Genomic DNA, 23,246 nt, shown 5'->3' on the forward strand with positions numbered 1-23,246 from the left:
GTCGCGAGTTCTGAGTATATCGCGATGCATCTTGCGATGGCCTTTATACGGTTCGATACATAACCCAGCCTTCGGCGATAAGCGCCAGAAAAGCCCATGGTCTTTCACTTGTGGCAAGGCTCCCTGTGACAGCACAGCATTGATACCGATGCAGCCGGCAACGGTGCCGTCAAGCAGGGGTGCGGCAGGCGGGCAAGGTTGGTGAACACACGTTCGAAATCCGCTTCCTGGACCCTGATGCCCACGCTGATGTCTTCACCTTCGGCAGACGGGTATCCGCCGCCATCTCCGCGCGATCCCTGATCTGAATCTCCTGCAACCTGCAAAAGGAGTGGGCGCACCGGCGTGCGGGGATCGGCTTGGCATAGCGACGGGCCTCATCCCGACACATATCGCAAGCGCAGATTGATGCGAGCGATATCTTGGGCACGGAGAGAAGGCCGATGATTGATCCATAGAACAACAAGAAGACACGGGCACTAAGCCCTTGTGGGCGGCCTAGGAATCTGCCCCCCGGCGCCCGATTCTTGTATGCCTTTGTATCTGGCGGCAGGGGGGATACCTGCCCACACACAATGGCTGTTTCGCGCTACGTGGGGGATACATCGATTTTCTTTAATGGATCGCGTGACCCCGCCGCCAAAAGGGGGGCGAAGTCACCTGGACACGCAATCGAACCCAATCTCAGCCGAAGGATATCCATCATGATCCGTATCGAAAATGTGCTTTACACCGGAAAGGTCCGCGTTACCGGTGGCCGCGATGGCCAAGCTCGCAGTGACGACGACCGCCTGAACCTGAAGCTGTCGCCCCCGGGCAGCAACGGCCATGGCACGAACCCGGAGCAGTTGTTTGCCGCAGGCTGGTCAGCCTGCTTTATCGGCGCGATGGGCCGTGCAGCCAGCGATATGAAGATCAGGCTTCCGGCGGACCTCGCACTCAATACCGAAGTGGACCTTGGCACAACAGGTGACGCGTATTTCCTGCAGGCCCGCCTCAATGTCAGCCTGCCGGGCCTGGACCGTGAGGTGGCGCAAGCGGTGGTGGAAGCCGCGCACCAACTCTGTCCATACTCCAAGGCGACGCGCGGCAACATCCACGTCGAGTTAAACGTGGCCTGACAAGCATTGGCCTGCTTGCATCGCCTCGCGGCCATCTCTTGCAACCCTTCACGTACCCGAACCATGCGCACGTATCTACGCGCCGCCCTGGTGGCCTTGGTCATCGGCGCAATTTATTTCATAGGGACTGGCGCGCGCACCTTCGGTGCGACACCGGCTAGCGGGAGTGCCGCGCCCGAGTTCACTGGCATCAATCAATGGCTGAACTCGCCACCACTGTCCATGCAGGCCTTGCGCGGCAAGGTAGTGCTGGTGGACTTCTGGACGTACTCCTGTGTGAACTGCATCAACACGCTGCCGCACGTCAAGCAGTGGTACGAGAAGTACAAGGACCGGGGCCTGGTCGTTGTGGGCGTGCACACGCCGGAATATGCCTTCGAGAAGTCGACGGCCAACGTCCAGGCCGCCCTCAAGCGCTTTGACATCCGCTATCCGGTAGCGCAGGACAACGGGTACGGCACGTGGTCGGCATTCCGCAATGAGTACTGGCCCGCACTGTACCTGATCGACGCCGACGGCCGCATCGTCTACCAACACTTCGGCGAAGGCAGCTATGCCGAGACGGAGGCTGTCATCCAGAAACTTCTGGGGGAGCGCAAGTCGTCGCAGCCGGCCCGAGGCGAGAGCGGGCCGGCGGTTCGGCCGGCGGCGGGTAAGGGGATCAATTTTGCGGCCGGCTCCGATTCGAGCGGAAGAATTGCCGGAGGGTAGGGGCACGGTGTTTTCTCATTTTCGATAGAAGGATTGCCCCTGACCCGTGAAACTAGCAAAGACAAACTGCCCCACACGGCCGGTGATTCACCAAGACGATCGTGGCTGTAACGGAATCTCACCAATCTTATCAAGACGAAGGAATTTCTAGATGAAATCGACCAGAATCGCTGCTGCTCTGCTCTTCCTGGGCAGCGGTTTGATGCTGCAGGTGGCTCAAGCGCAAACGGCTGGCGTGCATCGCACTGATCTCGTCCAGCACGATCTTAGCGTGCTGGATCGTGAGGGCATTCAGGTACGCGTTGACTTCGATCCTGGCGCGTTCGCGCCGAAGCATTCGCATCCGGGCGAGGAGATTGCCCATGTCTTGCAGGGAACGCTGGAATACCAGCTCGGCGACAACGCGCCTGTCACGCTCACGGCTGGTGATTCGCTGTTCATCCCGGCTGGAACCGCCCACTCGGCGCGGAATGTCGGCAGCGGCAAGGCATCGGAACTGGCAACCTACATCGTGAAGAAGGGGGCACCACTGGTTGTGCCGGCCAAATGAGCACTCGGTCTTGCTTCACTATGGGAGGCAAAGGAGAAATCCTCTTGAAAACAAGCGCATCGAACCCGTCCCCCAATCTTTCACGGCGAACGTTGCTAATGGGCGGTGTGGCAATGGCAGCCCTTCCCATGTTCCACCCGGTCCTGTCTGCTGCCGCGCAGGCCAGTGCCGAGCATCCCGTCATGACCGACGCGATTCGCCCGTTTCGCGCGCACGTTCCCCAAGCCGCGCTCGCAGATCTGCACCGCCGCCTGGCCGCAACGCGCTGGCCGGATGCGGAAACGGTCAGCGATCGATCCGAGGGTGCACAGCTTGCAAAGCTTCAGGCGCTCGTGGGCTACTGGTCAACCGGCTACGACTGGCGAAAGGCCGAGGCAAAACTCAATGCCTATCCCCAGTTCCTGACGAACATCGACGGTCTGGACATTCATTTCATCCATGTGCGCTCTCGCCATCCGAACGCGCTGCCGCTCATCATGACTCACGGCTGGCCAGGTTCGGTCTTTGAATTGCTCAATGTCATCGGCCCATTGACCGATCCCACTGCGCACGGCGGCACCGCCAACGATGCTTTCCATCTGGTCATTCCGTCGATTCCCGGCTTTGGCTTTTCACAAAAGCCAACTGGCAAAGGCTGGAATCCTGAGCGGATCGCGCGCGCCTGGGACGTCTTGATGAAGCGGCTCGGCTATGCGCGCTACGTTTCACAGGGCGGGGACTGGGGTGCCATCATCTCCGATGCGCTTGGTCGCCAGGCGCCGGAGGGGCTTCTCGGCATCCACGTTAACCGGATCGAGCGTGCCACGACCTTGCCACTAGAAGTTGCAAAGGCGCTCAAAAGCGGCGATCCTGCGCCGGCAAACTTGGCCCCCGAAGAAAGGCAGGTGTTCGACCAGGCCAGGGAATTCCTCAGTAAGGGATTCGGATATGCCTCTATCATGCAAACGCGACCTCAAACCATCGGATACGGCCTGGCCGATTCGCCGGCGGGGCTGGCAGCATGGATCTATGACAAGCAGGCTGACTGGGTATTCACGCGTGGCGATCCTGAGCGAGCATTAGGACGCGACGCAATCCTCGACAACATCACGCTCTACTGGCTGACGGATACCGGAACCTCAAGCGGGCGGATCTACTGGGAAGCCGGGGCTGCCGCTGCCAGCACGGCGCCCATCACCATCCCCGTGGCGGTTACCATCTTCCCAGGCGAGGTCTACCGGCCGCCAAGGCACTGGGTGGCACGCGCTTATCAGAACCTCATCTACTACAATCACGTGGACAAGGGCGGTCACTTCGCTGCATGGGAAGAGCCAGAATTGTTCAGTACCGAAGTACGTTCCGCGTTCCGGTCTCTGCGCTAAGTAAGGGCCATGGTGCCCCGCCTGTCCCGATCAACTGAGAGGGCAGGCGCGCCGCAATGAGTTCGTCATCGGGCGTATCGCGCCAAGCTTCCGGCTTTAGAACCCGTTTGATGAAAAGAGCCGGCGGAAGATTGATCGCAGGGAGATCCGGGCGCTATTTCCCACCCCCGGAAAATAACGTCATATCGCGCGGGATGTGATCCAGCATTGCCAGCGCCGCAGCCGGCAATGGCCGGCCGGCCTTCACCAGCAGGCGTGCCTGGGTGCCCTGGAACAGCGGATGATCAAGGGACACCACGGCAAGGCTGCCGTTGGCGATCTCCCGATACGCGGCGAATTCACCGATCAGCGTCACGAAGTTCTCATAGGCGACGAACTGCTTGAGCGCCGTGAGCGAGTTGCTGACTAGCGTCGGACGAATCCTGATGTTCTCGGCAAACTCGAGCATCTGCAAGGCGTGTCCTACGCCGAACGACGCGGGCATTATCGCGAGCGGATAGGACAACAGGTCTTGCACACTGGCCGGGCTGCGTCGCAGCGCCAGCGGATGGTCGCGCGGAACCAGCAGCACCACGGGCTGCGACGCGCTCGCACGATACTCAATACGCGGATGGGGCGGCGGATTGTAAGCCAGGCCGATGTGTGCGCGGCTCTCCGCGACCTCGGTCAATACGTCGTCCACCGGGAGGATGTCCAGCCGGATGTCGAGCTTCGGATACTGTATGCAGAATCGCGCAAGGACCTCGTTGACCAGGGGATCCACATAACCCTCGCTCACAGCCAACTGGACCGCGCCTTGCTGCAGCCCCTTGAGCGCGTGCAGTTCGTCTTCGAGCTTCTCCTGGTGCGACCGGTAGCCCTGCCAGAATTCGATCATGTGCGCTGCCGCGGCGGTCGGCCTGAGTCCGCGCGGCTCGCGTTCGAAAAGCGTCGTGTCGAGTTCATCTTCAAGCAGCTTGATCTGCCGGGTGATGACGGAAGGGGACGTATTGAGGCTGTTCGCGGATCCACGGATGGAGCCGTGGGCCAGGACTTCCCTGAAGTACCGCAACCGCTGCTGATTGATCTCACGCATATCGAAACGTCCCCAGATCCCAAAAGTCACGCGAAGCGCCACTTACCTGACGCCCGCGCCACCTGCTCAATTTGCGTCGCCGAGAGGCCATGCGTCGTTCGCCTGCGTTGCTCAAAAGGGAACGACCTGTGGACACAGTTGCTGTTTGCGGCAAGACCCGGCGCCGCCACTATAGACGCCAGCAAAGGCCAATTCGAAGCCGCCAACACTGGAGACAGGCATGTTTGCAATTCCCAACGCGAGTGTCGTCGACGATACCTCGGCACTCTACAACAAGATCAACTGGCGACTATTGCCTTTCCTGTTGACCTGCTACCTGTTCGCGTACCTGGATCGGGTCAACGTGGGCTTTGCAAAACTGCAGATGCAAAGCGACCTGGGCTTCTCCGATGCGGCGTACGGCGTCGGCGCGGGTATCTTTTTCATCGGCTATGTGCTGTTCGAGATACCAAGCAACCTGCTGCTGCCTCGGGTTGGCGCGCGCAATACCTTCAGTCGCATCCTCGTGCTGTGGGGAATTACCTCAGCCTGCATGCTGTTCGTGCGCAACGTCCCAATGTTCTATGCCATGCGCTTTCTGCTTGGCATCTTCGAAGCAGGCTTCGCCCCGGGCATGATCTATTACCTGTCTTGCTGGTACGGGCCGCAGCGCATGGCCCGCGCCATCGCGATCGTTTTCCTGGCGGGCCCGATCGGGGGCATTGTCGGCGGGCCCGCCTCGGCCTGGCTGATGACCTCGCTTGCTGGCACCGCCGGCCTCGCGGGCTGGCAGTGGATGTTCCTGGTCGAAGGCCTGCCCTGCGTGCTGCTGGGGATCCTGACATTGTTGCTGGTGCCGAACCGGCCAAGTGAAGCGCGCTGGCTGAGCGCCAGTGAACGGCGCCTGCTGGAAGCGGAGCTCGGGGCGCCCGGCGCGCACAAGCACTCCTTCAAGACCGTGGCGAAGGACGCAAGGGTCTACGTACTGGCGCTCGCCTACTTCTGCATCATTGCGGCCATCTATGCCATCAGCTTCTGGCTTCCCACCCTCATCAAGGCACAGGGCGTGACCGATACGGTGCAGCTCGGTTGGTATTCCGCTCTGCCGTACGTGGCCGCCGCGTTTGGCATGTACTTCATGGGCCGCCGTTCTGACCGAGTGGGAGAGCGACGCTTTCACAGCGCGGTGCCTGCCCTAGCCGCAGGGTTGTTGCTGGGCGCATCGACGCTGGCCGACGGCAATCTGGCCGCATCGCTGGCTCTGCTTGTCCTGGCCACAATGTGCCTGTGGATGGCCTATACGGTGTTTTGGGCGATGCCCGCCGAGTACATCAAGGGCCCGGCGGCGGCCGGGGGCATCGCGCTCATCAATACGATCGGATTGTCAGGCGGCTTCTGGGGCCCTGCCATCATCGGATGGGGCAAGACGGCAACCGGCACCCTGCACGTCGGCGTGCTTGCCATGGCCTTCCTGCCCCTGGCCGCAGCCCTGATCATCCTTGCGAACAAGCTGCCCACCAAGAGGTAGTCAACCTGGAGGCGGCACGCCCCAGAGCAACTGCGCGAGCAGACCGGGGGGCGTGCAGCCACGTCAATATGTCCGGCTTCCCATGGAACGGACGAAGAAAGGAGTATCCATGCTTTTGCATCTGTCGACCTGGGCGGAAATCGAGCAGTTTCTGCAGCGCAGCCGTACCATCGTGATTCCGATCGGCTCCAACGAGCAGCACGGGCCAACCGGGCTGCTCGGCACCGACTGGCTGTGCCCGGAGATTATTGCGCGCGAAGCGGAGAAGACCGACGACATCCTTGTCGCGCCAACGTTCAATATCGGCATGGCCCAGCATCACCTGGGCTTTCCCGGCACCATCAGTCTGCGCCCGTCCACCTTCATCGCCGCGATCGCCGACTGGACCCGTTCGCTGGTGGGCCATGGCTTCGAGAAGATCCTGTTCCTAAACGGGCACGGCGGCAATATCGCATCGATCGAAGCGGCGTTCTCGGAAATCTATGCCGAGGCAAGCTTCGCCGGGCGCCGGGCGGGCTTCGCCCTGAAGCTCAGCAACTGGTGGGACCTTGAGGGTGTCGGCGACCTGGCACGCGAGCAGTTCCCGACTGGCCACGGCTCGCACGCAACCCCGTCGGAAATCGCTATTACACAGTGGGCCTTTCGCGACAGCATCAAGCTGGCCGACTATGCGCCGAAGATCGCCCCGTCCGGCCCCATTCGCGATGCGCTCGAGTTTCGTGCGCGCTATCCCGATGGCCGTATCGGCTCCGACCCAGGCCAGGCGACGCCGGAAAAAGGCGAGGCGCTGGTCAGGCTGGCTGCACAGAGTCTTGCGCGGGAACTGGACGCCTTCAGCCGCGAATCCATTCCTGCCTGAGGCTCCATTCCTCTCACCCCATCTACTTGCAGAAGCACCTTATGTATCAACACGACATCTATGAAAAGCTGAAAACGCTCGGCATCGAGCTGCCGGCCGCAGGCGCGCCTGCGGCCGCCTATGTTATGGCTGCGCAGAGCGGCAACCTGGTCCATACATCCGGCCATATCGCCAAGAAGAACGGTAGCGTATGGGCCGGCAAGCTCGGCGCATCGATGACAACGGAGGAGGGCCGTGCGGCGGCGCGCTCGGTCGCCGTCGACCTGCTGGCGACATTGCATGCACATACCGGCGACCTGAACCGTGTTACGCGGATCGTGAAAGTCGTAAGCCTGGTGAATTCCACCGCTGAATTCACCGAGCAGCACCTGGTGACGAACGGCGCCTCGGAGCTGCTGGCCGAGGTGTTTGGCGACAACGGCAGGCATGCACGATCGGCGTTTGGCGTCGCCCAGATTCCGCTGGGTGCTTGCATCGAGATTGAACTCTGCGCCGAAGTCGGCTGAAGTTGTGTGGTTGGCGGGAGCACGCCGTGCGCGCTCCCGTCATTGCCATGTCATATGTACTGGCTCTTCAGCCAGCCGGCGCTTGTGCTCGTCCGAGGGCGTGAAACCGGCTGCGGTGCCATATAGATCCCTGCCCACACTTAACAGCAGCACTGTGAAGTTGTAGATCGGCGTAGACCCAATCTGGTGACATGCGCCAATCGGGCTCAGCCGGCGCACGTTGCTATTGGCAACAAGAGATCGTGGTTACTCATAGTGGGCGGCAGGCTTCCGACAACTACTCCCGCGCGATAGACATTCTACGGCTTTACACGAAAATGCTCGATCGACTGGCCCGCGTTCACGGCGCGCTGCAGCCAGTCCGGCAGATCACCGTGACCGTCCCACGCGTGGCCATGAGCGTCCCGGAAGCAAATCGCACGGGCTGCGTTATTGCCGAGGGGCGCTCCTTCAGAAAAACAACCCGCGTTCTGCAGGTCGGCCAGATGCAGCCCATGTCTGGCCATCTGTGACTTGATCCATACGATCGTCTCGGCACGTTCGCGTAACAGTTGGGTGTCGGAATCCTGGAGAAGTGCAGGGGGCATGCAGGCGGATGAGCAGGATGGAAGCGACAAGGAGTAATGGACGTGCCTCGGGTCTACATCTCACCCCCGGGATTACCCGTGCACGCCCGCCCAGGTATTGCGATAACTGTTGTTATCACAATGCCTGTCGTTTAACGCGTAAGTGCCCGGCGCGAGGTTGGGGCAGGGGGGAGCGCGCCGTCATACTGCGCCATCAGGACCGCCTAGGTGTGCGAAGGCTCGATGGTGACCGACGCCGAGCCCCGCTTCGAGATGGTGGAGGGCGGGAACCGACCCTTCTCTGCCATTAGAGGGCTTGCCAAGCCAATGGCGGGTGTTGGGCACAGCAGCCATCCCATCCCTTATGGCGTCCGACGTGTCGTCGACCAAGACTGGCTCAAACACATGCGGATAGACGGCCGAGTAGGCCGAGTAGTCAGAAGTGGAGGCCAACTCTGATGGCCTGAAGACGTGAGCCCGGCTCTTGGCGAGATCAGCGCTGCGGCAATTCGTGCCGAGGACCCCATGGGCAGCACGAACCGGCTTCGTTCGTCATGGGCACTGCCTCCGAATAAAGCTCGAGATTTCCTCCGGCCGCGCGAACACCACTGCGGCGCGGTCGCCCTGCATCCCGCTACCTATCAGCACAGGCTTGCCGGCAAGCGGGCCCTCCGCGCTGCCATCCGTTTTGAATCGCAGGTTGAACTCCCAGAAGGTATGGATCTTCCGGTCCGCAGTGGTGAGCCGGTACGCGTCGCCACAGTAGCGGATGGCGATTACTAGCGATGCCGCATCTGCCTTCTTCAGATTCGGCAGGCCCTGATCGGAGGCTGTTACGCGACCAGTGGAGACCGCCTCAAGGTAAGCGACGAGATCGTCTCGGGTGCGCGCGTCAGCGACGCCGGGAAAGCCCATCGCATTACCCGGTATCAGAGCCACAGGGCTCTTGATCCACGCATCCAGGTTCTGCTTGTTCCAGACTAGGCCTGATCGTTTGAGAGCATCGGAGTATCGCGTAAATCCCTCTGCAGTGCCGGCTTTTCGCCCCCAAACCTCCGCCAGGCTCGGCCCTGTCATGTGGCGCCCGGGCGCAAATGAATGACAGGCCATGCAGGTGCGGGCGGCTTGCGCCCCGCGGGCAATATCACCTTCCGCGCGAACTGGCGCAATGAAGGCAAGTGCGACCAAGGCGGCCGCACTCGCATCGTGGGCAGGTTGTCGATTCATGGATATCTCCGGTTTGCGCACCAGATCACCTCATGTGCAATAGCCTCCTGCTTTGCAAGGCAGGCGGTCGCGTTATCTGGGCTTGGCTTACTTGCGACTCCTCCCCGACTTGCGACGACTCTTGCGCGGGCGAGCCGCCTGTGTTGATGCGCGCGGACGGCGAGGACCATTCTGGCGCCTGAGATACCAGGTGAACAAGCATATCGTACAGAACGTCAGCGCCAGAGCGATTAGGATGGCCGCAATGACGTTGGATGGAAGGTCGAACATAGCGCCTGCATTCGGTCGGGGTGCTCGACATCCTTTCGAAGGAAAGCGATGCATCGGGTCGCAGGACATATGCATGCCGCCGAAAGCGGCGACATGCGATTGAGCGCGCTTACTTACGCTGCATGTCCACGACGGTCGGCTTGCCGTCGACCTTGTCGAACGTGACCGACACCGACTCGCCTTCCCTGAAGTTCTTCAACGAAGCGTGGTCCTTGACCGGGAACGCCATCGTCATGGCGGACATGCCGAGGTTTTCGATCGGGCCGTGCTTGAGCGTGACCTTACCGGCCTTTGCGTCGATTTTCTTGATTTCCGCCGCGACAGGGTGCGGCGCCTGCTGCGATTCGGCCGATGGCTTCATGTCCATGCTTTTCATGTCCATTCCGTCCATCGATCCTGCTGCGAATGCGGCGGGGGTAACAGCGATGGCAAGCGTGAGTGTGAGAGTCTTGATGAATTTCATTGTGATTCCTCTTGAAGTGAGGGGTGGGTGGAAAGTGGAACAGGTTTAGTTTGGCGTCGGCGTATCAGCAGGTACACCGCCGGCACGACAAACAGGGAAAGCAATGGCGCGGTGACCATGCCGCCAACCATCGGGGCCGCGATGCGCTGCATAACCTCCGAGCCGGTGCCATGCGACCACATGATGGGAATCAGGCCGGCGAGAATGACAGCGACGGTCATGGCCTTAGGGCGGACCCGTAGCACAGCCCCTTCCTGAATGGCGTCCAGCAACGCAGACACGCTGGTTTCGCCACTGTCCTCGCGTCCGCTCCAGGCTTGCTTCAGGTAGAGCAGCATGATGACACCGAACTCGGCCGCCACGCCGGCCAGGGCGATGAAGCCGACGACGCCGGCCACAGAGAGGTTGTAGCCCAGCGCATAGAGCAGCCAGAAGCCGCCGATCAGCGCCAGCGGCAGCGTGCCCATGATCAGCAGCGCTTCGTCCAGGCGGCCGAATACGAGGTACAGCAACACGAAGATGATCAGCAGCGTGAACGGCACCACCACCTTCAGCTTCGCGGTGGCCCGTTCCAGATACTCGAACTGCCCCGACCAACTGAGGGAATAGCCCGCCGGCATCGGCACCGCTTTGGCCACCACGGCCTGCATGTCGTGAACGGCCGAGCGCAGGTCGCGTCCGCGGATGTCCACATACACCCAGCCAGACAGGCGGGCGTTTTCGCTGCGCAGCATCGGCGGGCCCTGCACCACCCGGAGGCGCGCCACATCGGACAGCGTGATCTGCTGCCCCCTGTCGGTGACGATGGGGAGGGCGCGCAGTTGCTCCACCGAGTCGCGGTAGTCGCGTGGATAGCGCACGTTGATCGGAAAACGGGCCAGCCCATCGACCACTTCTCCCACGTTGTCGCCACCGATAGCGGATGACACGATGCTCTGGACATCCTCGATGTTCAGTCCATACCGTCCGGCCGCCATGCGGTCGATGTCGACATCGACGTAGCGTCCGCCGGTCAGGCGCTCGGCGAGTGCCGAGGTGACGCCCGGCACCGTCTTGACAGCTTCTTCGATCCGCGTGGCCAGTCGGTCGATTTCCTTCAGGTCCGTGCCCGCCACCTTAATGCCGACCGGGCTCTTGATGCCAGTGGCGAGCATGTCGATCCGGTTGCGGATTGGCGGCACCCAGATGTTGGAGAGGCCCGGTACCTTCACAACGCGGTCGAGCTCCTCCACCAGCTTGTCGGTCGTCATGCCGGCACGCCACTGGTCGCGCGGCTTGAACTGGATGGTCGTCTCGAACATCTCGATCGGCGCCGGGTCGGTCGCGGTATCGGCGCGGCCCGCCTTGCCAAACACCGTGGCCACTTCAGGTACGGTCTTGATCAGCCGGTCGGTCTGCTGCAGCAACTGCGCCGCCTTACCGGCGGAGAGCCCCGGCAGCGCCGACGGCATATACAGCAGGTCGCCCTCGTCAAGGGGCGGCATGAACTCACCGCCGATTCGCATAATCGGCCAGGCGGTCGCGACCAGCAGGATCGCGGCAATGGCCACGGTGGTCTTGGGGTAGGCGAGCACCCTGGCCAGCACCGGCTGATAGGCGCGGATCAGCCATCGACTGAGCGGATTGGCCTGTTCCGTGGGAATCTTGCCGCGGATCATGTAGCCCATCAGGACGGGAACGAGGGTGACGGACAGCCCCGCCGACGCGGCCATGGAGTAGGTCTTGGTAAAGGCCAGCGGCGAGAACAGCCGGCCCTCCTGCGCCTCGAGCGTAAACACCGGGATGAACGACAGCGTGATGATCAGCAGCGAGAAGAACAGCGCGGGCCCCACTTCGGCCGCCGACTCACCAATCACGCTCCAGCGCTCATGTCCGGTCAGTGCCCGTCCGGGATTGTCCGCATGCCAGTGTTCCAGATGCTTATGCGCGTTCTCGATCATGACGACCGCGGCGTCAACCATGGCGCCAATGGCGATGGCGATGCCGCCCAGCGACATGATGTTGGCATTGACGCCCTGGTACCGCATCACCAGGAAAGCGGCCAGCACGCCCAGCGGCAGCGAAACAATGGCCACCAGCGCCGAGCGCAGGTGGAACAGGAAGACCAGGCAGACCAGCGCGACGACGATGAATTCTTCGATCAGCTTGTGCGTCAGGTTTTCCACCGCCCGGTTGATCAGGGCGGAGCGATCGTAGGTGGTGACGATCTGGACGCCTGCCGGCAGACTCTTCTGTAGTGTGGCAAGCTTGGCCTTGACCGCTTCGATGGTTTCAAGCGCGTTCTTGCCCGAGCGCATCACGATGACACCGCCGGCGACCTCCCCCTGGCCGTCGAGCTCGGCGATACCGCGCCGCATTTCGGGACCGAGCTGGACGGTGGCGACATCGCCCAGCCGCACCGGGATACCGGCGTCGCTGGTCACCAGCGGGATCTGCCGGAAATCATCGAGCGTCTTCAGGTACCCGCTCGCGCGGACCATGTACTCCGCCTCGCCCAATTCCAGCACCGAGCCACCAGTCTCCTGATTGGCGCCCCTGAGCGCCGCCAGCACCTTGGCCTGCGACAGGTTATAGGCGCGCAGGCGGTCTGGCATCAGAACGACCTGGAACTGCTTCACCATCCCGCCGAGGGAGGCGACCTCGGCGACATTGGGCAGTGATTTCAGCTCGAAGCGCAGGAACCAGTCCTGGAGCGCGCGCAGTTGACTGAGGTCATGCTGCCCGGTCTTGTCAATCAGCGTGTACTCGTAGATCCAGCCAACGCCGGTGGCGTCCGGGCCCAGCGCTGGCTTGGCCGCGGCCGGCAGACGGGATTGCACCTGATTCAGGTATTCCAGCACCCGGGAGCGCGCCCAGTACGGATCCGTCCCGTCCTCGAACAGGACGTAGACAAATGAGTCCCCGAAAAACGAGTAGCCGCGCACAGTCTTGGCGCCTGGCACCGACAGCATGGTGGTGGTGAGCGGATAGGTGACCTGGTTCTCGACAAGCTGCGGTGCCTGACCCGGGAACGGCGTGCGGATGATGACCTGTGTGTCCGACAGGTCCGGCAATGCATCGAGTGGCGTGCTTCGGACCGCCCACAGACCCCACGCGGTCAACATCACCACGGCCAGCAGGACCAGGAAACGGTTACGTATCGACGCGAGGATGATGCGCGCGATCATGGCTTGGCTCCTTCGGCACCAGCCGGCTGGACCGACGATAGCGTAGCTGCGCCGTCTTGGTTCTGGCTGAAACGAAACCGGATGCGATCGCCGGGCTTCAACCCCTTGAGCATTGCGGCGTCGCGTGCGGTGAAATCCATTGTCATTGAGCCCCACTGTGCTGAGGGAATCGGGCCATGCGAGATCGTCAGCCCGTCAGCATTGACGGCCTCGATGCGACCGGTACCCTCATGCTCCGGCGCAGCCGCGGTGGATGTGGAAGGGCTGGTGAGGGACGCCAGCCGATCCGACGTGCCGCGCAGGCTCGCTTCCGAATCGATCAGGAACTGGCCGGATGCCACGACCTTCTGTCCGGCGCGCAGACCGGCAAGGACTTCGATCATGCCGTCGGACTCGCGACCGGTGCGGATTTTGGTGGCCACATAGCCCTTGGGGCCCGCATCGACCATGACGACGCTGCGCTGCCCAGAGCGTATGACCGCTTCAGACGGGATCTGCAGCGACTCCTGATGATCGCCACTGTCGAAGCGCACGCTGGCAAACATGCCCGGTACCAGCCGGTGCTGCCTATTGGGCAATACGATACGGACCTTGATGGTGCGTGTGGCGGGATTGACGTCGGGCAGGATTGCGTCGACCTTGCCGGACACAGGTTCCGGCGCGGCGGTGGCAGACATCGTCACGGTCTGTCCAGGCGTGATGGCGCGCGCCTGGGTCTCAGGTACTTCGGCGATCACCCAGACCTGGCCCAGATCGGCCAGCCGGAACAGCGTCATGCCCGGCGTGACCGTCATGCCTTCGCGGACGGCGATTTCGGTGACCACGCCGTCCAGTGGGCTGGCGATGCCCTGGCCCGTCTGCAACTTGCCCGAACGGGCGACTGCATCGGCCTGGCCTGGTGTCATGCCGGCTTGCAGCATGCGTGCCTTTGCTGCATCCGCCAGGTTGCCTTGCGCCGCTTGGGGCAGTCGCGCCACGGCCAGGTATTCCTCTTGTGCCGCCACCCAGTCGGGGGCGTAGAGGCTGACCAATGTCTGGCCCTTTCGAACGGGATCGAATGTGGCCCGCACACCCACATGCTGTACGAAGCCGGTGGCGCGCGCCTGGATGACCTGGACGCTGCGCTCGTCGATCGCCACATTGCCGGGTGCCTCGAGCACGGAAGCGATACGCGCGGACCTTACCTCTGCCGTGCGGATACCGAGATTCTGCGTGACACGGCTGTCGATGGTGATGCCGCTATTACCTGTACCGTCGCCATCGGCATAGACCGGTACCAGTTGCATGTCCATGAAGGGCGATTTGCCCGGCTTGTCGAAGCGCTGGCCCGGCACCATCGGGTCGTGCCAGTAGAGAACCTTCTTGCCAGTTTGGAGATCGGTATCGCCGGCTTTCGCTGTTGTGCCCGTCTCCGGTTTATCGGGCACAACGGACGTTCCCTGCGAAACGCCGAAGCGATAGCCGGCATATCCGGCCGCACCGATCAAAACCAGGCACGCCGCTGCAATTCTCAGTCGTGGGCTCATTTGAAATCCTTGTTGGCGGGGTCGGTTTGTGCGGTGGGCAGGGGCGTCAGGAATGTCAGCTCGGCCCATAGCTTTGTCGTGCGTTGCTCCAGGGCCAGGCGTTCCAGCGCGGTATCGATGGCGCGGTGATTGGCTTCTGCTACAGCCAGCAGCGAACCGGTGTTGGCGCGATAGGCCGTCAGCGCGGCTTCCGCCTGCGCATTGGCAAGCGGCAGCGTGGCATCGTCATAGCGCTTGAGGCGTTCAAGGTCGCGACGCAACTCTGCGAGTCGGGCACTGACTACTGCATCAGTATTGCGCTGGATGATCTCTGCCTTGGCGCGCGCCTCGGTGGCCTGCGCGAGCCGCGCGGAAACTTCACGATCCTGGCGGTTGGCGCGATCCCACGGCAGCGGGAAGCTCACGTTGATCGATGCCAGGTTGGAGTAGGCCGAGCCGCGCTGGCTGTACATCAATTCGACGGTGATATCGGGCTTGCGCGCTTCGTTCGCGACGCGCACCTCGCTCTCCGCAAGCGTGACGTCGCGCTGGGCGGCGGCAATTTCCGGCACACCATCGTAGTGTGCGCGGATGAGTTGCTCGACGTGATCCGGTACGACCAGCGTAGGGCGCTCGCCGAGGGGACGTGTGGCGTCTGCGCCTATCCAGCGCGACAAACTGACGGTGGCGGTATCAAGCGCTGCCTGATTCTCGCCTTCGCGGTCGCGCAGTTTTTGCACTTCCAGTTGCGCGGACAGCACGTCGGTGCGCGTGCCGCGGCCGCTGCGATAGGCCGCATTGGCAGCTTCCAGCGCCAGGTTCAACGGATGAGAGTGGTGGCCGAGCAGTGCTGCCGCCTGCTCGGCGTACCAGCGGTCGATCCACGCAGCGACGGTGCTGCGCTGGACATTGGTCACACCGACCATGCGCCGCGCGTCTGCGGAAGCGGCCTCGGCCTCGAACCGCGCGGTACGTGCGCGGCGCTTGTCCGAGCGCGTGAATTCCTGCATCACGCTGATCGAGCGCGTGGTCATGGAGTCACGACTCAGCGAGAACTTGTCCGAGCCGTTGATGGGAACATCGTTCAGTCCAACCTTGAGCACAGGATCAGGCAACTGGCCAGCAGCGACAGCCTGTTGCACGGCGGATTCGATGGCGCCTTGCGAGTTCTCGGCATCGTGCGCATGCGCCGTGGCGAGCGCGGCGGCCTCTTCAATGGATAGGGCGGGAGCGGTGTGCGGTGGCGCGGCAAGCGACACCGACATGCCGAGGGCGGACGCGCAAAGCAGCGCCAGCCTCAGGGAACGCGGGAATGACATAAAACCTCCGGAAACGACGACCACCACTCCCGGGGAATCGGGAGCGACAAGGATGTGGCGTAGTTTCGGAGGCTAGGTGCGGAAACAGCAGTGAAGAATGGCGTGCGGCGGTGGTGGCGCACGCGGCTGGGTCTGCGCGCGCAGGGCGATGACCGGCGTAGCGTCAAGCACTGGAGGCTCGACGATGATGCTGGCGAGGACCGGGATGAAAGCCGGAATCTGCAGCGCAGCGTGATCGGCGTGCTTGGTATCGCCTTGGCAATGGCCCATGCAAAGCGCTTTCCGGCCATCGTTCTGCGTGGCATCCTGTTCGGTCATGTCGGCGCCAGACACCATGGCTTCCATCGACGGTTGTTCCGCTGGCTTGTTCACGCCCATCGTGCAGGCGTAGGCGGCCTCTGCCAGTTGAACTGACAGGAACACAAGCAGAAGGAGTCCGGCAATCCACGAATGCCGTTGGGCCATGTGGCGCACGATCTATGGGTATCTCAATTTAGCGTAAAGCGTAATCGATTTTGCGGGATTGCAATGGCGAACCTTCAGTCAAACCGGCAGCACGATCGGCTGCCGGTTCCCGTACGCCATGAGAAGCGGGAGTGGCTACGCCAGCGATGACACATCACTGTCGCGTGCGCCATCAGTGTACGGATCGCGGGCGCGTGCCGGCGGGGCCGATACGCCCGTCCGGTCCATACCGGCTACGCTCAAGGCGCCGTCGGTGAAGACGTTGCGCTGCTCAATGCTACCGCCGTCCAGGTACGGAGTCCGTTCGCCGAGGACCGATGCAAGCGCGTTGCCCCATATGCGGTTGGAGGCCGCGTCTGAATCGATATTGGTGGTGCCGTGCGTGTCGATGGTCTTGCTCATCCATTTCAGATGCGCATCGGACGAGGACATCGGATGCATCATCTGCTTGCATTGTTCCTTCATGGCCTGATTTTCGGTGGTCGTCACATTGGCTTGATGAGCAGCCATGCGAGCGCGTTGGATGACATCCCAATCCGGACCGGCAAAGGCCGATGTGGCGAGTCCGGCGAATACAAAAGCGGTGGCGATTCTGGCGAGGTTCATGATGTTCCCCAATTGAGTGGTCTGATGTTCATAAGTGCCGAGATTGTGGAGCGAAGCACAAGAAGAGCCGGCTTCGTCCTGCCCGGTGGGCAACCTTGGATACCCGCCGTCAGGCGGTCAGGCATGAGAACATCAAGGCCTCAGTCGGGCCGTCGCCAGGTAGATTGGCACAGGGGAGCCGGATGGAGCGGTTCGCAGCGGAGGCAGCAGATCCTTTTCAGCCACGGCAGCAGTAAGCCAGAACGGCTCGGAGATTCGTCCGGGCGGCTCGCCGCTAGCAGGTGGATGCGGCTGTGGCGCGCTTGTCGGGCTACCGCGAAGATAGTTTGCGCAAAGTGCAGGTTGATCGCCGTCTACGCAGACAATTTGCTGCATGCCGCCTACATTGCCGCTCATCATGTCGGATGGACAGACATAGGCGGCAAACGCCGAACTGGTCAGCAGCAATGCTGCGAGCCATGCCCAGGCGATGAGGCAGCGAAGCGTGGTGATCGAGCTTTTCACTGTTTATGAAGTGGTGGCGACCTGAGCGTACTTGAAGCGTAGACATTCCAACTATGGGAATGTCAAGCATTTTTGGATTCACGCGTCCTTTGCGCAGCGACGCTAGCGCACTTGTTGTGTCTGGGGGTGCTTGTCACTTCTACACGGGCGCGGACGATCTTCTTCACGGTGGTCTCTATTCATCTGCTGTTTGGCATCAGGCGCAGGCCCCGTCGCAGTGGGTAGCCGCATTGCGCCCCCCAAAAACGCCGCGGCGGTTCACCGGGTTATGGCGCTGGCCGGAATCGCATCGTTGCTATGGGACTGTGGAGCGTATTAAAGGAAACCGTTGTATCGCGCGTGTAGCGCGAACAGGCCAGTTCTGTCGCTACACGTATTGACGGCGCCTCGTGATACAGACGAATACAAAAATCTTTTGCAGGCAGGCGCAAGCGATGGCTTGGTGATCATGAGGCTGGCAGCAGCCAGAAAAGTCGCGGTCTGCCGAGCGCTAGGTTATGGAACGGCAGAAACCTGAATGCGGATTCAATCGGTCGACGCAACGGATTGATCGAATCGTTCAGCCGGTGAATCGACCGGTTGAATCCGCAGAACAAGAGTTGCCGTTCGTCTTGTAGTCGGCATAAGGCCGCTACTGGCCGGTAAGGGATCCCCGACCGCCTGCCCGTCGGCTTGCCGTTAGCCGGATCTTGATATCGCCGCCCTGATGGGCCAGCCGGCCCCAACTTCGCTGGTGACAGATTCATTTCGCCGCCTTCCAGCCTTTGCGGTGCAAGGCCGAGCCGGTGTTTGCCCTTGCACCGGGTCGCGAGTTGACAAATTTACTATCGTAGCGGTGACACGTTTAGACGTTTAGTACGATCTACGCTCGACTATTCCTTCTTTCCAGGTGTCAGTTGGGCATAGACATCGTGCGAGATGTCGAGCAGCACCTTGCGATCGATGCCGCCACTTACGGCATAGCCAAAGTCACCGTCCAGCCAGTAGAAGACATTGACAGGTCCGTCTTGGTACAGCTTGAACGCGGTGGTGTTCGCGCTCGTACTTCGGTGGGATATGTAGAGGGTGATCCGTTCGCCCTTGGCGTCGCGGTACATGAACTGCGCAACGCCGCCGCCGGAGTCGGGCAGCAGGCGGCCGCCAACCAGCTCAAAGCCTACCCGCGTCAGCACCGGGGGGTGCACATTGGTGCCAAGCCGGCTTGCCAGCCACTGGACGAAGTCCTGCTCCCGATCCGCGCCGATGTCGGCGGGACGAACGACGTCGGGCATGTAGACGACGTGTGCAACCGCGGCATTGCGTGCCAGTCCATCCTGGCCTGGCAGGCTGCTGATCGGTCCATTGCTGGCGAGCTGACCTGTCAGGCGTGGCACCATCTGGGTCCCGACACCGAGTGCAATGCCCAACACCAGTGTTGCAGCGATGCTGGCAAAGCGAGGCCAGTTGGCCGCTTCGCGCCGGCCGGGATGCCATGCAAGAGATGGCTGAAGGCGTTTCGGCACCGGCTCGGCCAGGACCCTGTCATAGCGCTCATGGAGCAGACTGTTCAGCGAGAAATAATCGCTGACCCTTGCCGCGAGGGCTGGGTCCTGCGCCAGGGCGCGCTCAACTTGGGCGCGGCGCTCTTCCGACAGAGCCCCGTCGGCATAGGCATGAAGATCGTCTTCGGAAATGGAAAACTGTTGCTCGCTCATGGCACCACCCTGAGTCTTGCGCTGGATTGCGAACCCGCCATCAATGCCCGCAACCGTTCCCGGCCACGGGACAGGCGGGACATCACGGTGCCAATCGGGACATCCAGCGCAATCGCTACATCGGCATAGCTCATTTCCTCCAGACCCACAAGGAGGACGACTTCACGCTGTTCCACGGGCAGGCGCTGCAACGCGTAGTCGAGATCGCGCATTTCCAGCGAGCGCATTTGCTCCGGGGGCGCTGCGTATTCGCTTTCATCTATGGAATCATCGTCGACCGATACGTGCACCACGCGCTCGGAGGCCCGGCGAATCTGGTTGATAAAAAGATTATGCATGATGGAAAACAGCCAGGCGCGCAAGTCGGAACCTGGACGGAATTGCTCGGTTCGGCCCAACGCGCGTTCCAGCGTGTCCTGCACAAGGTCGTCGGCCAGATCGTGATTGTGGATCAATGCCCTGGCATACCTGCGCAGTCGCGGCACATGCTCGACCAACTCGTCCTGGATTTTCATGGCCCGCTCCAGTCAGGAACTGTCATTGCTGATGCGATCCCATCTCACTGTAGTCCTTGTCGATGCGCTCGGTGTCAGCGCGAAGTCATAAGATCGGCTGCCTGCATCAAGCGCGGGGTGTTGGCGTTACCGGCGAGCACGTAGTGCGTGGTACCGGCCTTCCAGGACAGCAAACGAACATTGCCAACCCGGCGTGCGGACCAATGTGGAGTTGCCGGATCAAAAGGCAGCGTGCTGGCCTGCAGCAGGACGACACGCCGCTGATTCCGGTCTTCATAGACCGATTGGAGCACTTCAGACACCGGCCCGAAGCGCACCGGCTTTCGACTCATTAGAGTGAATCCGACCGAATTCAGGTCGGGCGAGGGCCTGCCTCCGGCCATGCCGATCGCTTTTGGATAACCAGGTGCGCTCGTTGCCTCGACCAGCGCAAGTACCGCCGCACTGTCGAGCTCTTCGTTCGACGCGCTTGCGCCAGCCAGCCATCCGCCCACTGCCGCCAGCAGCACCAGGCCAGATACAAGCATGCTGGCAACCCTGTGGGTGTAGCTCACGGGCTGCATGCTGGCCGCGCGAGAATCGGCCTCTTGCGCAACGTCTTGATGAGGATACGCTCGTTTTATGTGCTCGTTGAGGCGCATATAGAAGGCAATTCTGCCAGCTTCGCTGGGGTAGCCTTCAAGATACCTGTCGAGGCTTGCGGCCTTGCCGGGGGGCAGGAGACCATCTGCATACGCCTGAATATCGACTTCCGAGAGCCTTTCGGTGTCGGGGGCGTTGTCAAGTTGCATCGCAGCGTGCGGTAGTTAGTCAAGGGGGCTTGATTCGTAAACACGCTGGCTTCGGTTTTATTCCCGCTGGCCTCGCGGCGCAGTTTGCCTATTCTCTTAAAGGATCGATGCCGTCCGAGTGGCGGCTCTTGCAAGGTGTTGCCGAAATGCCTACGTCCGTTACCAGAATCGCGTCATGCCTTGTGGCGATGGGGTGGTTGATGCTTGCTATCCATGCAATGCCGGCTCGCGCGGCCGGCAGCAAAGCGGACGACGAGGGGGAGCGCGCGTTCCTGGCCGAAAACGGCTCGGCCATGACCGCTATGATGAGGCGCATGGAAATCACGCCGAGCGGCAATATCGATCGGGACTTTGTTGCCATGATGGCGCCACACCACCAGGGTGCGATCGATATGGCGCAGGCCTATCTGCGCTTTGGCCACAATGAGCAGCTACGTCGTTTGGCGCAGGAGATCATCGTTGAGCAGCAGCAGGAGATCCTTGCCATGCGTCTGGCGGTAGGGCTGCCGCTACCGCCCCCGGTTGAGGCCCCCACCGACACCGGCGGGCCGCCCGGCATACCAGTGCCTGTGGAGGACGCGCACCGTGAAGGCGGTGAGCGAGTTTTGCCCTTGCATGGCCACCAACCAGAGCAGTTGCAGGAGTCAAGATGAAATTCGAATCGCTCTTTGTCCTTGTTCTGACGGTCAGTGCTCTGGCAGCGGCGCCACCATTATTGGCGGGGCAAGCCCCTGTATCGCAGTCCGAACCGGATATCCCTGTCAGCCACCGCGACCGCCTCTACGCTGCCGAGCAATTTTCGAACACGGTTTCCGTGGTGGACCCGGTCGATCATCGTCTGCTTGGCCTGATCCGGCTCGGGGAGCCTTCGCCGGGAAATTTCAGTCCGCTATACCGTGGACAGGTGCTGGTACACGGCATGGGCTTCTCACCAGACCATCGGACCCTAGCCATTGTCTCCATCGGTTCAAATTCGGTGACGTTCATCGATACGCAAACCAATACGGTCAAGCACACTACCTACGTCGGCAGGTCGCCGCATGAGGCGTTCTACACGCCGGACGGCAGCGAGGTCTGGGTTACCGTGCGCGGAGAAAACTATGTCGCGGTTCTCGATGCCAAAACCTTCGAAGAGAAGACCCGTATTATCGTGCCTGCCGGACCTGGCATGCAGATCTTCTCGCCCGATGGCAAGTACGGCTACGTGTGCTCTTCATTCAATCCGGAAACCGAGGTGATCTCGTTGGTCGAGCACAAGATCGTGGGTGCGGTGAAGCAGGACAGTCCGTTTTGTCCGAATATAGCCGCCACGCCGGACGGCAGGCAGGTCTGGTTCACACTCAAGGACATTGGAAGGGTTCAGATCTTTGACGCACATCCTCCATTCGCCCGCATCAAGAGCATCGAAACCGGTCCCCTCACAAACCACGTGAACTTCGTACGTAATGCCAAGGGCAGTTTTGCCTACGTGACCGTGGGCGGGTTGAATCAGGTAAAGGTCCTTCGTACCGATGATTTTTCGCAGGTGGCTACCATTCCGGTGGGCAGCCTGCCTCACGGCATCTGGCCTTCGGGCGACGGCAGCCGCATGTATGTGGGTCTGGAAAATGCCGATGCTATCGCTGCCATCGACACACTGAGCAACAAGGTGATCGCGACGGTTCGGGTAGGCCAGGCTCCGCAGGCGATCGCCTATGTGCCAAACGCGGTGACGGAAGGCAATGGCACGCAGAACCTGGAGCCGCTTGGCATTGCCGGGCAGGCAAGCCACCTCACGCTATTGGCGCCGAACACGGGGCAGTCGGACGGGAAGGCAGTCGCCTCGACCAGCATTACGTTATTCGACCAGGGGTTGGTGCAGGTGCTGCAGGCTGCAGTGACCGGCCTTCAGCCGAGGCAATCTTATGTATTGGCACTAGCGAACAAAGCTGACGGCGGTGGGCCACTCGAGCCGCTCGCAGTGTTCACGACGAATCCGGCTGGGGCGGCCATCGTCAATACCATCGGGCCGATCCGGCAGGTTGTTGCACCGGGCACAAGCGCCGCGGACGACAAGCGCCGCTACCTTGTGGTAGCCCCACAGATCTCGGGAAAGCCTGGCATTCCGGTTCAGGTGCAGGCCCCCTGATTCCAGCGGGACCATCGAATGGCGTCAGCAGTCGCGGTTGACACGCGGTAGTTGTCGCGAGTCACCCGCAGCCCTGCAAAGATTGCTGTCATTCAAATATGGAGTGGGATCGAGGCCCGTTATCAAGCAAGGGCTCCATCGGTGTATGGATCGGCGGAGCGTGCGGGAGGCGTCGACGGGCCCGTGCGGTCCATGCCAGCAAGGGTTCGAACGCCGTCGATGCGATCGTCCAGCGCCGCATTTCGGGCACTATCGGTGTACACATCGCGTGCTTCGATGCGGGCACCATCGGTAAAGACATCGCGCGGTCCGATGCGTGCGCCATCCGTGAAGACA

20 protein-coding genes and 2 pseudogenes are annotated in these 23,246 nt (G+C 61.7%); 10 read left to right on the forward strand and 12 right to left on the reverse strand.

All coding sequences use genetic code 11. The features are described 5' to 3' along the window. The first annotated feature begins 704 nt into the window (after positions 1-704). The 4 genes and pseudogenes from AC3FNH_RS19810 to AC3FNH_RS19825 all read left to right on the forward strand — a co-directional run bounded on the left by AC3FNH_RS19810 (position 705) and on the right by AC3FNH_RS19825 (position 3,743). Positions 705-1,121 carry an organic hydroperoxide resistance protein gene (locus AC3FNH_RS19810; RefSeq protein WP_488721289.1) on the forward strand — a complete coding sequence of 139 codons (417 nt, stop codon included), beginning with the start codon at positions 705-707 and terminating at the stop codon, positions 1,119-1,121. Between the two features lie 63 nt (positions 1,122-1,184). Then, positions 1,185-1,721: pseudogene (locus AC3FNH_RS19815) on the forward strand (thioredoxin family protein); the annotation flags it as partial. 262 nt (positions 1,722-1,983) lie between these two features. Next, on the forward strand, positions 1,984-2,382 hold the full coding sequence (locus tag AC3FNH_RS19820) for a cupin domain-containing protein (protein ID WP_488721290.1): 399 nt from the start codon (positions 1,984-1,986) through the stop codon (positions 2,380-2,382). A gap of 98 nt (positions 2,383-2,480) precedes the next feature. Next, positions 2,481-3,743 (forward strand): epoxide hydrolase family protein, encoded by a 1,263-nt coding sequence (locus tag AC3FNH_RS19825; RefSeq protein WP_488721311.1) that lies wholly within the window; start codon positions 2,481-2,483, stop codon positions 3,741-3,743. A 154-nt stretch (positions 3,744-3,897) separates the two neighbouring features. Here the strand turns inward: AC3FNH_RS19825 and AC3FNH_RS19830 are convergent, their stop codons facing one another. Continuing rightward, positions 3,898-4,818 (reverse strand): LysR family transcriptional regulator, encoded by a 921-nt coding sequence (locus AC3FNH_RS19830; protein ID WP_488721291.1) that lies wholly within the window; start codon positions 4,816-4,818, stop codon positions 3,898-3,900. 220 nt (positions 4,819-5,038) lie between these two features. Between AC3FNH_RS19830 and AC3FNH_RS19835 the strand changes: the two genes are divergently transcribed. The 3 genes from AC3FNH_RS19835 to AC3FNH_RS19845 all read left to right on the forward strand — a co-directional run bounded on the left by AC3FNH_RS19835 (position 5,039) and on the right by AC3FNH_RS19845 (position 7,690). Beyond that, complete coding sequence (locus AC3FNH_RS19835; protein ID WP_488721292.1) at positions 5,039-6,325, forward strand: MFS transporter; 1,287 nt, start codon at positions 5,039-5,041, stop codon at positions 6,323-6,325. A 109-nt stretch (positions 6,326-6,434) separates the two neighbouring features. Further along, the gene (locus AC3FNH_RS19840) at positions 6,435-7,184 is read left to right on the forward strand and encodes a creatininase family protein (RefSeq protein WP_488721293.1); all 750 of its coding nucleotides are present in this window, start codon (positions 6,435-6,437) and stop codon (positions 7,182-7,184) included. Between the two features lie 41 nt (positions 7,185-7,225). Beyond that, a complete protein-coding gene (locus AC3FNH_RS19845; RefSeq protein ID WP_488721294.1) occupies positions 7,226-7,690 on the forward strand; it encodes a RidA family protein in 465 nt (154 codons plus the stop codon). A gap of 299 nt (positions 7,691-7,989) precedes the next feature. On the opposite strand, the gene AC3FNH_RS19850 is transcribed toward AC3FNH_RS19845, so the two are convergent. From AC3FNH_RS19850 to AC3FNH_RS19875, 6 genes are all read right to left on the reverse strand, one after another. Beyond that, positions 7,990-8,277, reverse strand: coding sequence for an H-NS family nucleoid-associated regulatory protein (locus AC3FNH_RS19850; protein ID WP_488721295.1), 288 nt, complete (start codon positions 8,275-8,277; stop codon positions 7,990-7,992). Positions 8,278-8,808: 531 nt separating this feature from the next. Further along, positions 8,809-9,483 (reverse strand): c-type cytochrome, encoded by a 675-nt coding sequence (locus tag AC3FNH_RS19855; RefSeq protein WP_488721296.1) that lies wholly within the window; start codon positions 9,481-9,483, stop codon positions 8,809-8,811. 379 nt (positions 9,484-9,862) lie between these two features. Then, positions 9,863-10,216 carry a copper-binding protein gene (locus tag AC3FNH_RS19860; protein WP_488721297.1) on the reverse strand — a complete coding sequence of 118 codons (354 nt, stop codon included), beginning with the start codon at positions 10,214-10,216 and terminating at the stop codon, positions 9,863-9,865. Beyond that, positions 10,213-13,383, reverse strand: a complete 3,171-nt coding sequence (locus AC3FNH_RS19865; RefSeq protein WP_488721298.1) for an efflux RND transporter permease subunit — start codon at positions 13,381-13,383, stop codon at positions 10,213-10,215. Before AC3FNH_RS19865 ends, AC3FNH_RS19860 begins: the two co-directional genes overlap by 4 nt. After that, positions 13,380-14,909 carry an efflux RND transporter periplasmic adaptor subunit gene (locus AC3FNH_RS19870; RefSeq protein ID WP_488721312.1) on the reverse strand — a complete coding sequence of 510 codons (1,530 nt, stop codon included), beginning with the start codon at positions 14,907-14,909 and terminating at the stop codon, positions 13,380-13,382. Before AC3FNH_RS19870 ends, AC3FNH_RS19865 begins: the two co-directional genes overlap by 4 nt. Then, a complete protein-coding gene (locus AC3FNH_RS19875; RefSeq protein WP_488721299.1) occupies positions 14,906-16,207 on the reverse strand; it encodes a TolC family protein in 1,302 nt (433 codons plus the stop codon). The genes AC3FNH_RS19870 and AC3FNH_RS19875 overlap by 4 nt, the downstream gene beginning before the upstream one ends. Before the next feature lie 90 nt (positions 16,208-16,297). Between AC3FNH_RS19875 and AC3FNH_RS19880 the strand changes: the two genes are divergently transcribed. Continuing rightward, entirely contained in the window at positions 16,298-16,621 is a 324-nt protein-coding gene (locus AC3FNH_RS19880) for a hypothetical protein (RefSeq protein ID WP_488721300.1), read from the forward strand. 186 nt (positions 16,622-16,807) lie between these two features. Here the strand turns inward: AC3FNH_RS19880 and AC3FNH_RS19885 are convergent, their stop codons facing one another. The 4 genes from AC3FNH_RS19885 to AC3FNH_RS19900 all read right to left on the reverse strand — a co-directional run bounded on the left by AC3FNH_RS19885 (position 16,808) and on the right by AC3FNH_RS19900 (position 20,782). Then, the gene (locus AC3FNH_RS19885) at positions 16,808-17,278 is read right to left on the reverse strand and encodes a hypothetical protein (RefSeq protein ID WP_488721301.1); all 471 of its coding nucleotides are present in this window, start codon (positions 17,276-17,278) and stop codon (positions 16,808-16,810) included. 1,376 nt (positions 17,279-18,654) lie between these two features. Next, positions 18,655-19,476: an anti-sigma factor family protein gene (locus AC3FNH_RS19890; protein WP_488721302.1), complete on the reverse strand. Its 822-nt coding sequence runs from the start codon at positions 19,474-19,476 to the stop codon at positions 18,655-18,657. Further along, entirely contained in the window at positions 19,473-19,991 is a 519-nt protein-coding gene (locus AC3FNH_RS19895; RefSeq protein ID WP_488721303.1) for an RNA polymerase sigma factor, read from the reverse strand. Before AC3FNH_RS19895 ends, AC3FNH_RS19890 begins: the two co-directional genes overlap by 4 nt. 74 nt (positions 19,992-20,065) lie before the next feature. Next, entirely contained in the window at positions 20,066-20,782 is a 717-nt protein-coding gene (locus tag AC3FNH_RS19900) for an anti-sigma factor family protein (RefSeq protein ID WP_488721304.1), read from the reverse strand. 29 nt (positions 20,783-20,811) lie between these two features. Between AC3FNH_RS19900 and AC3FNH_RS19905 the strand changes: the two genes are divergently transcribed. After that, positions 20,812-21,435, forward strand: coding sequence for a DUF305 domain-containing protein (locus AC3FNH_RS19905; RefSeq protein ID WP_488721305.1), 624 nt, complete (start codon positions 20,812-20,814; stop codon positions 21,433-21,435). Further along, on the forward strand, positions 21,432-22,910 hold the full coding sequence (locus tag AC3FNH_RS19910; RefSeq protein ID WP_488721306.1) for a YncE family protein: 1,479 nt from the start codon (positions 21,432-21,434) through the stop codon (positions 22,908-22,910). Before AC3FNH_RS19905 ends, AC3FNH_RS19910 begins: the two co-directional genes overlap by 4 nt. 122 nt (positions 22,911-23,032) lie before the next feature. On the opposite strand, the pseudogene AC3FNH_RS19915 reads toward AC3FNH_RS19910, so the two are convergent. Then, a pseudogene (locus AC3FNH_RS19915) lies at positions 23,033-23,246 on the reverse strand (copper resistance protein CopQ); the annotation flags it as partial.

Source organism: Cupriavidus sp. 22TCCZM01-5 (genome assembly GCF_057798915.1).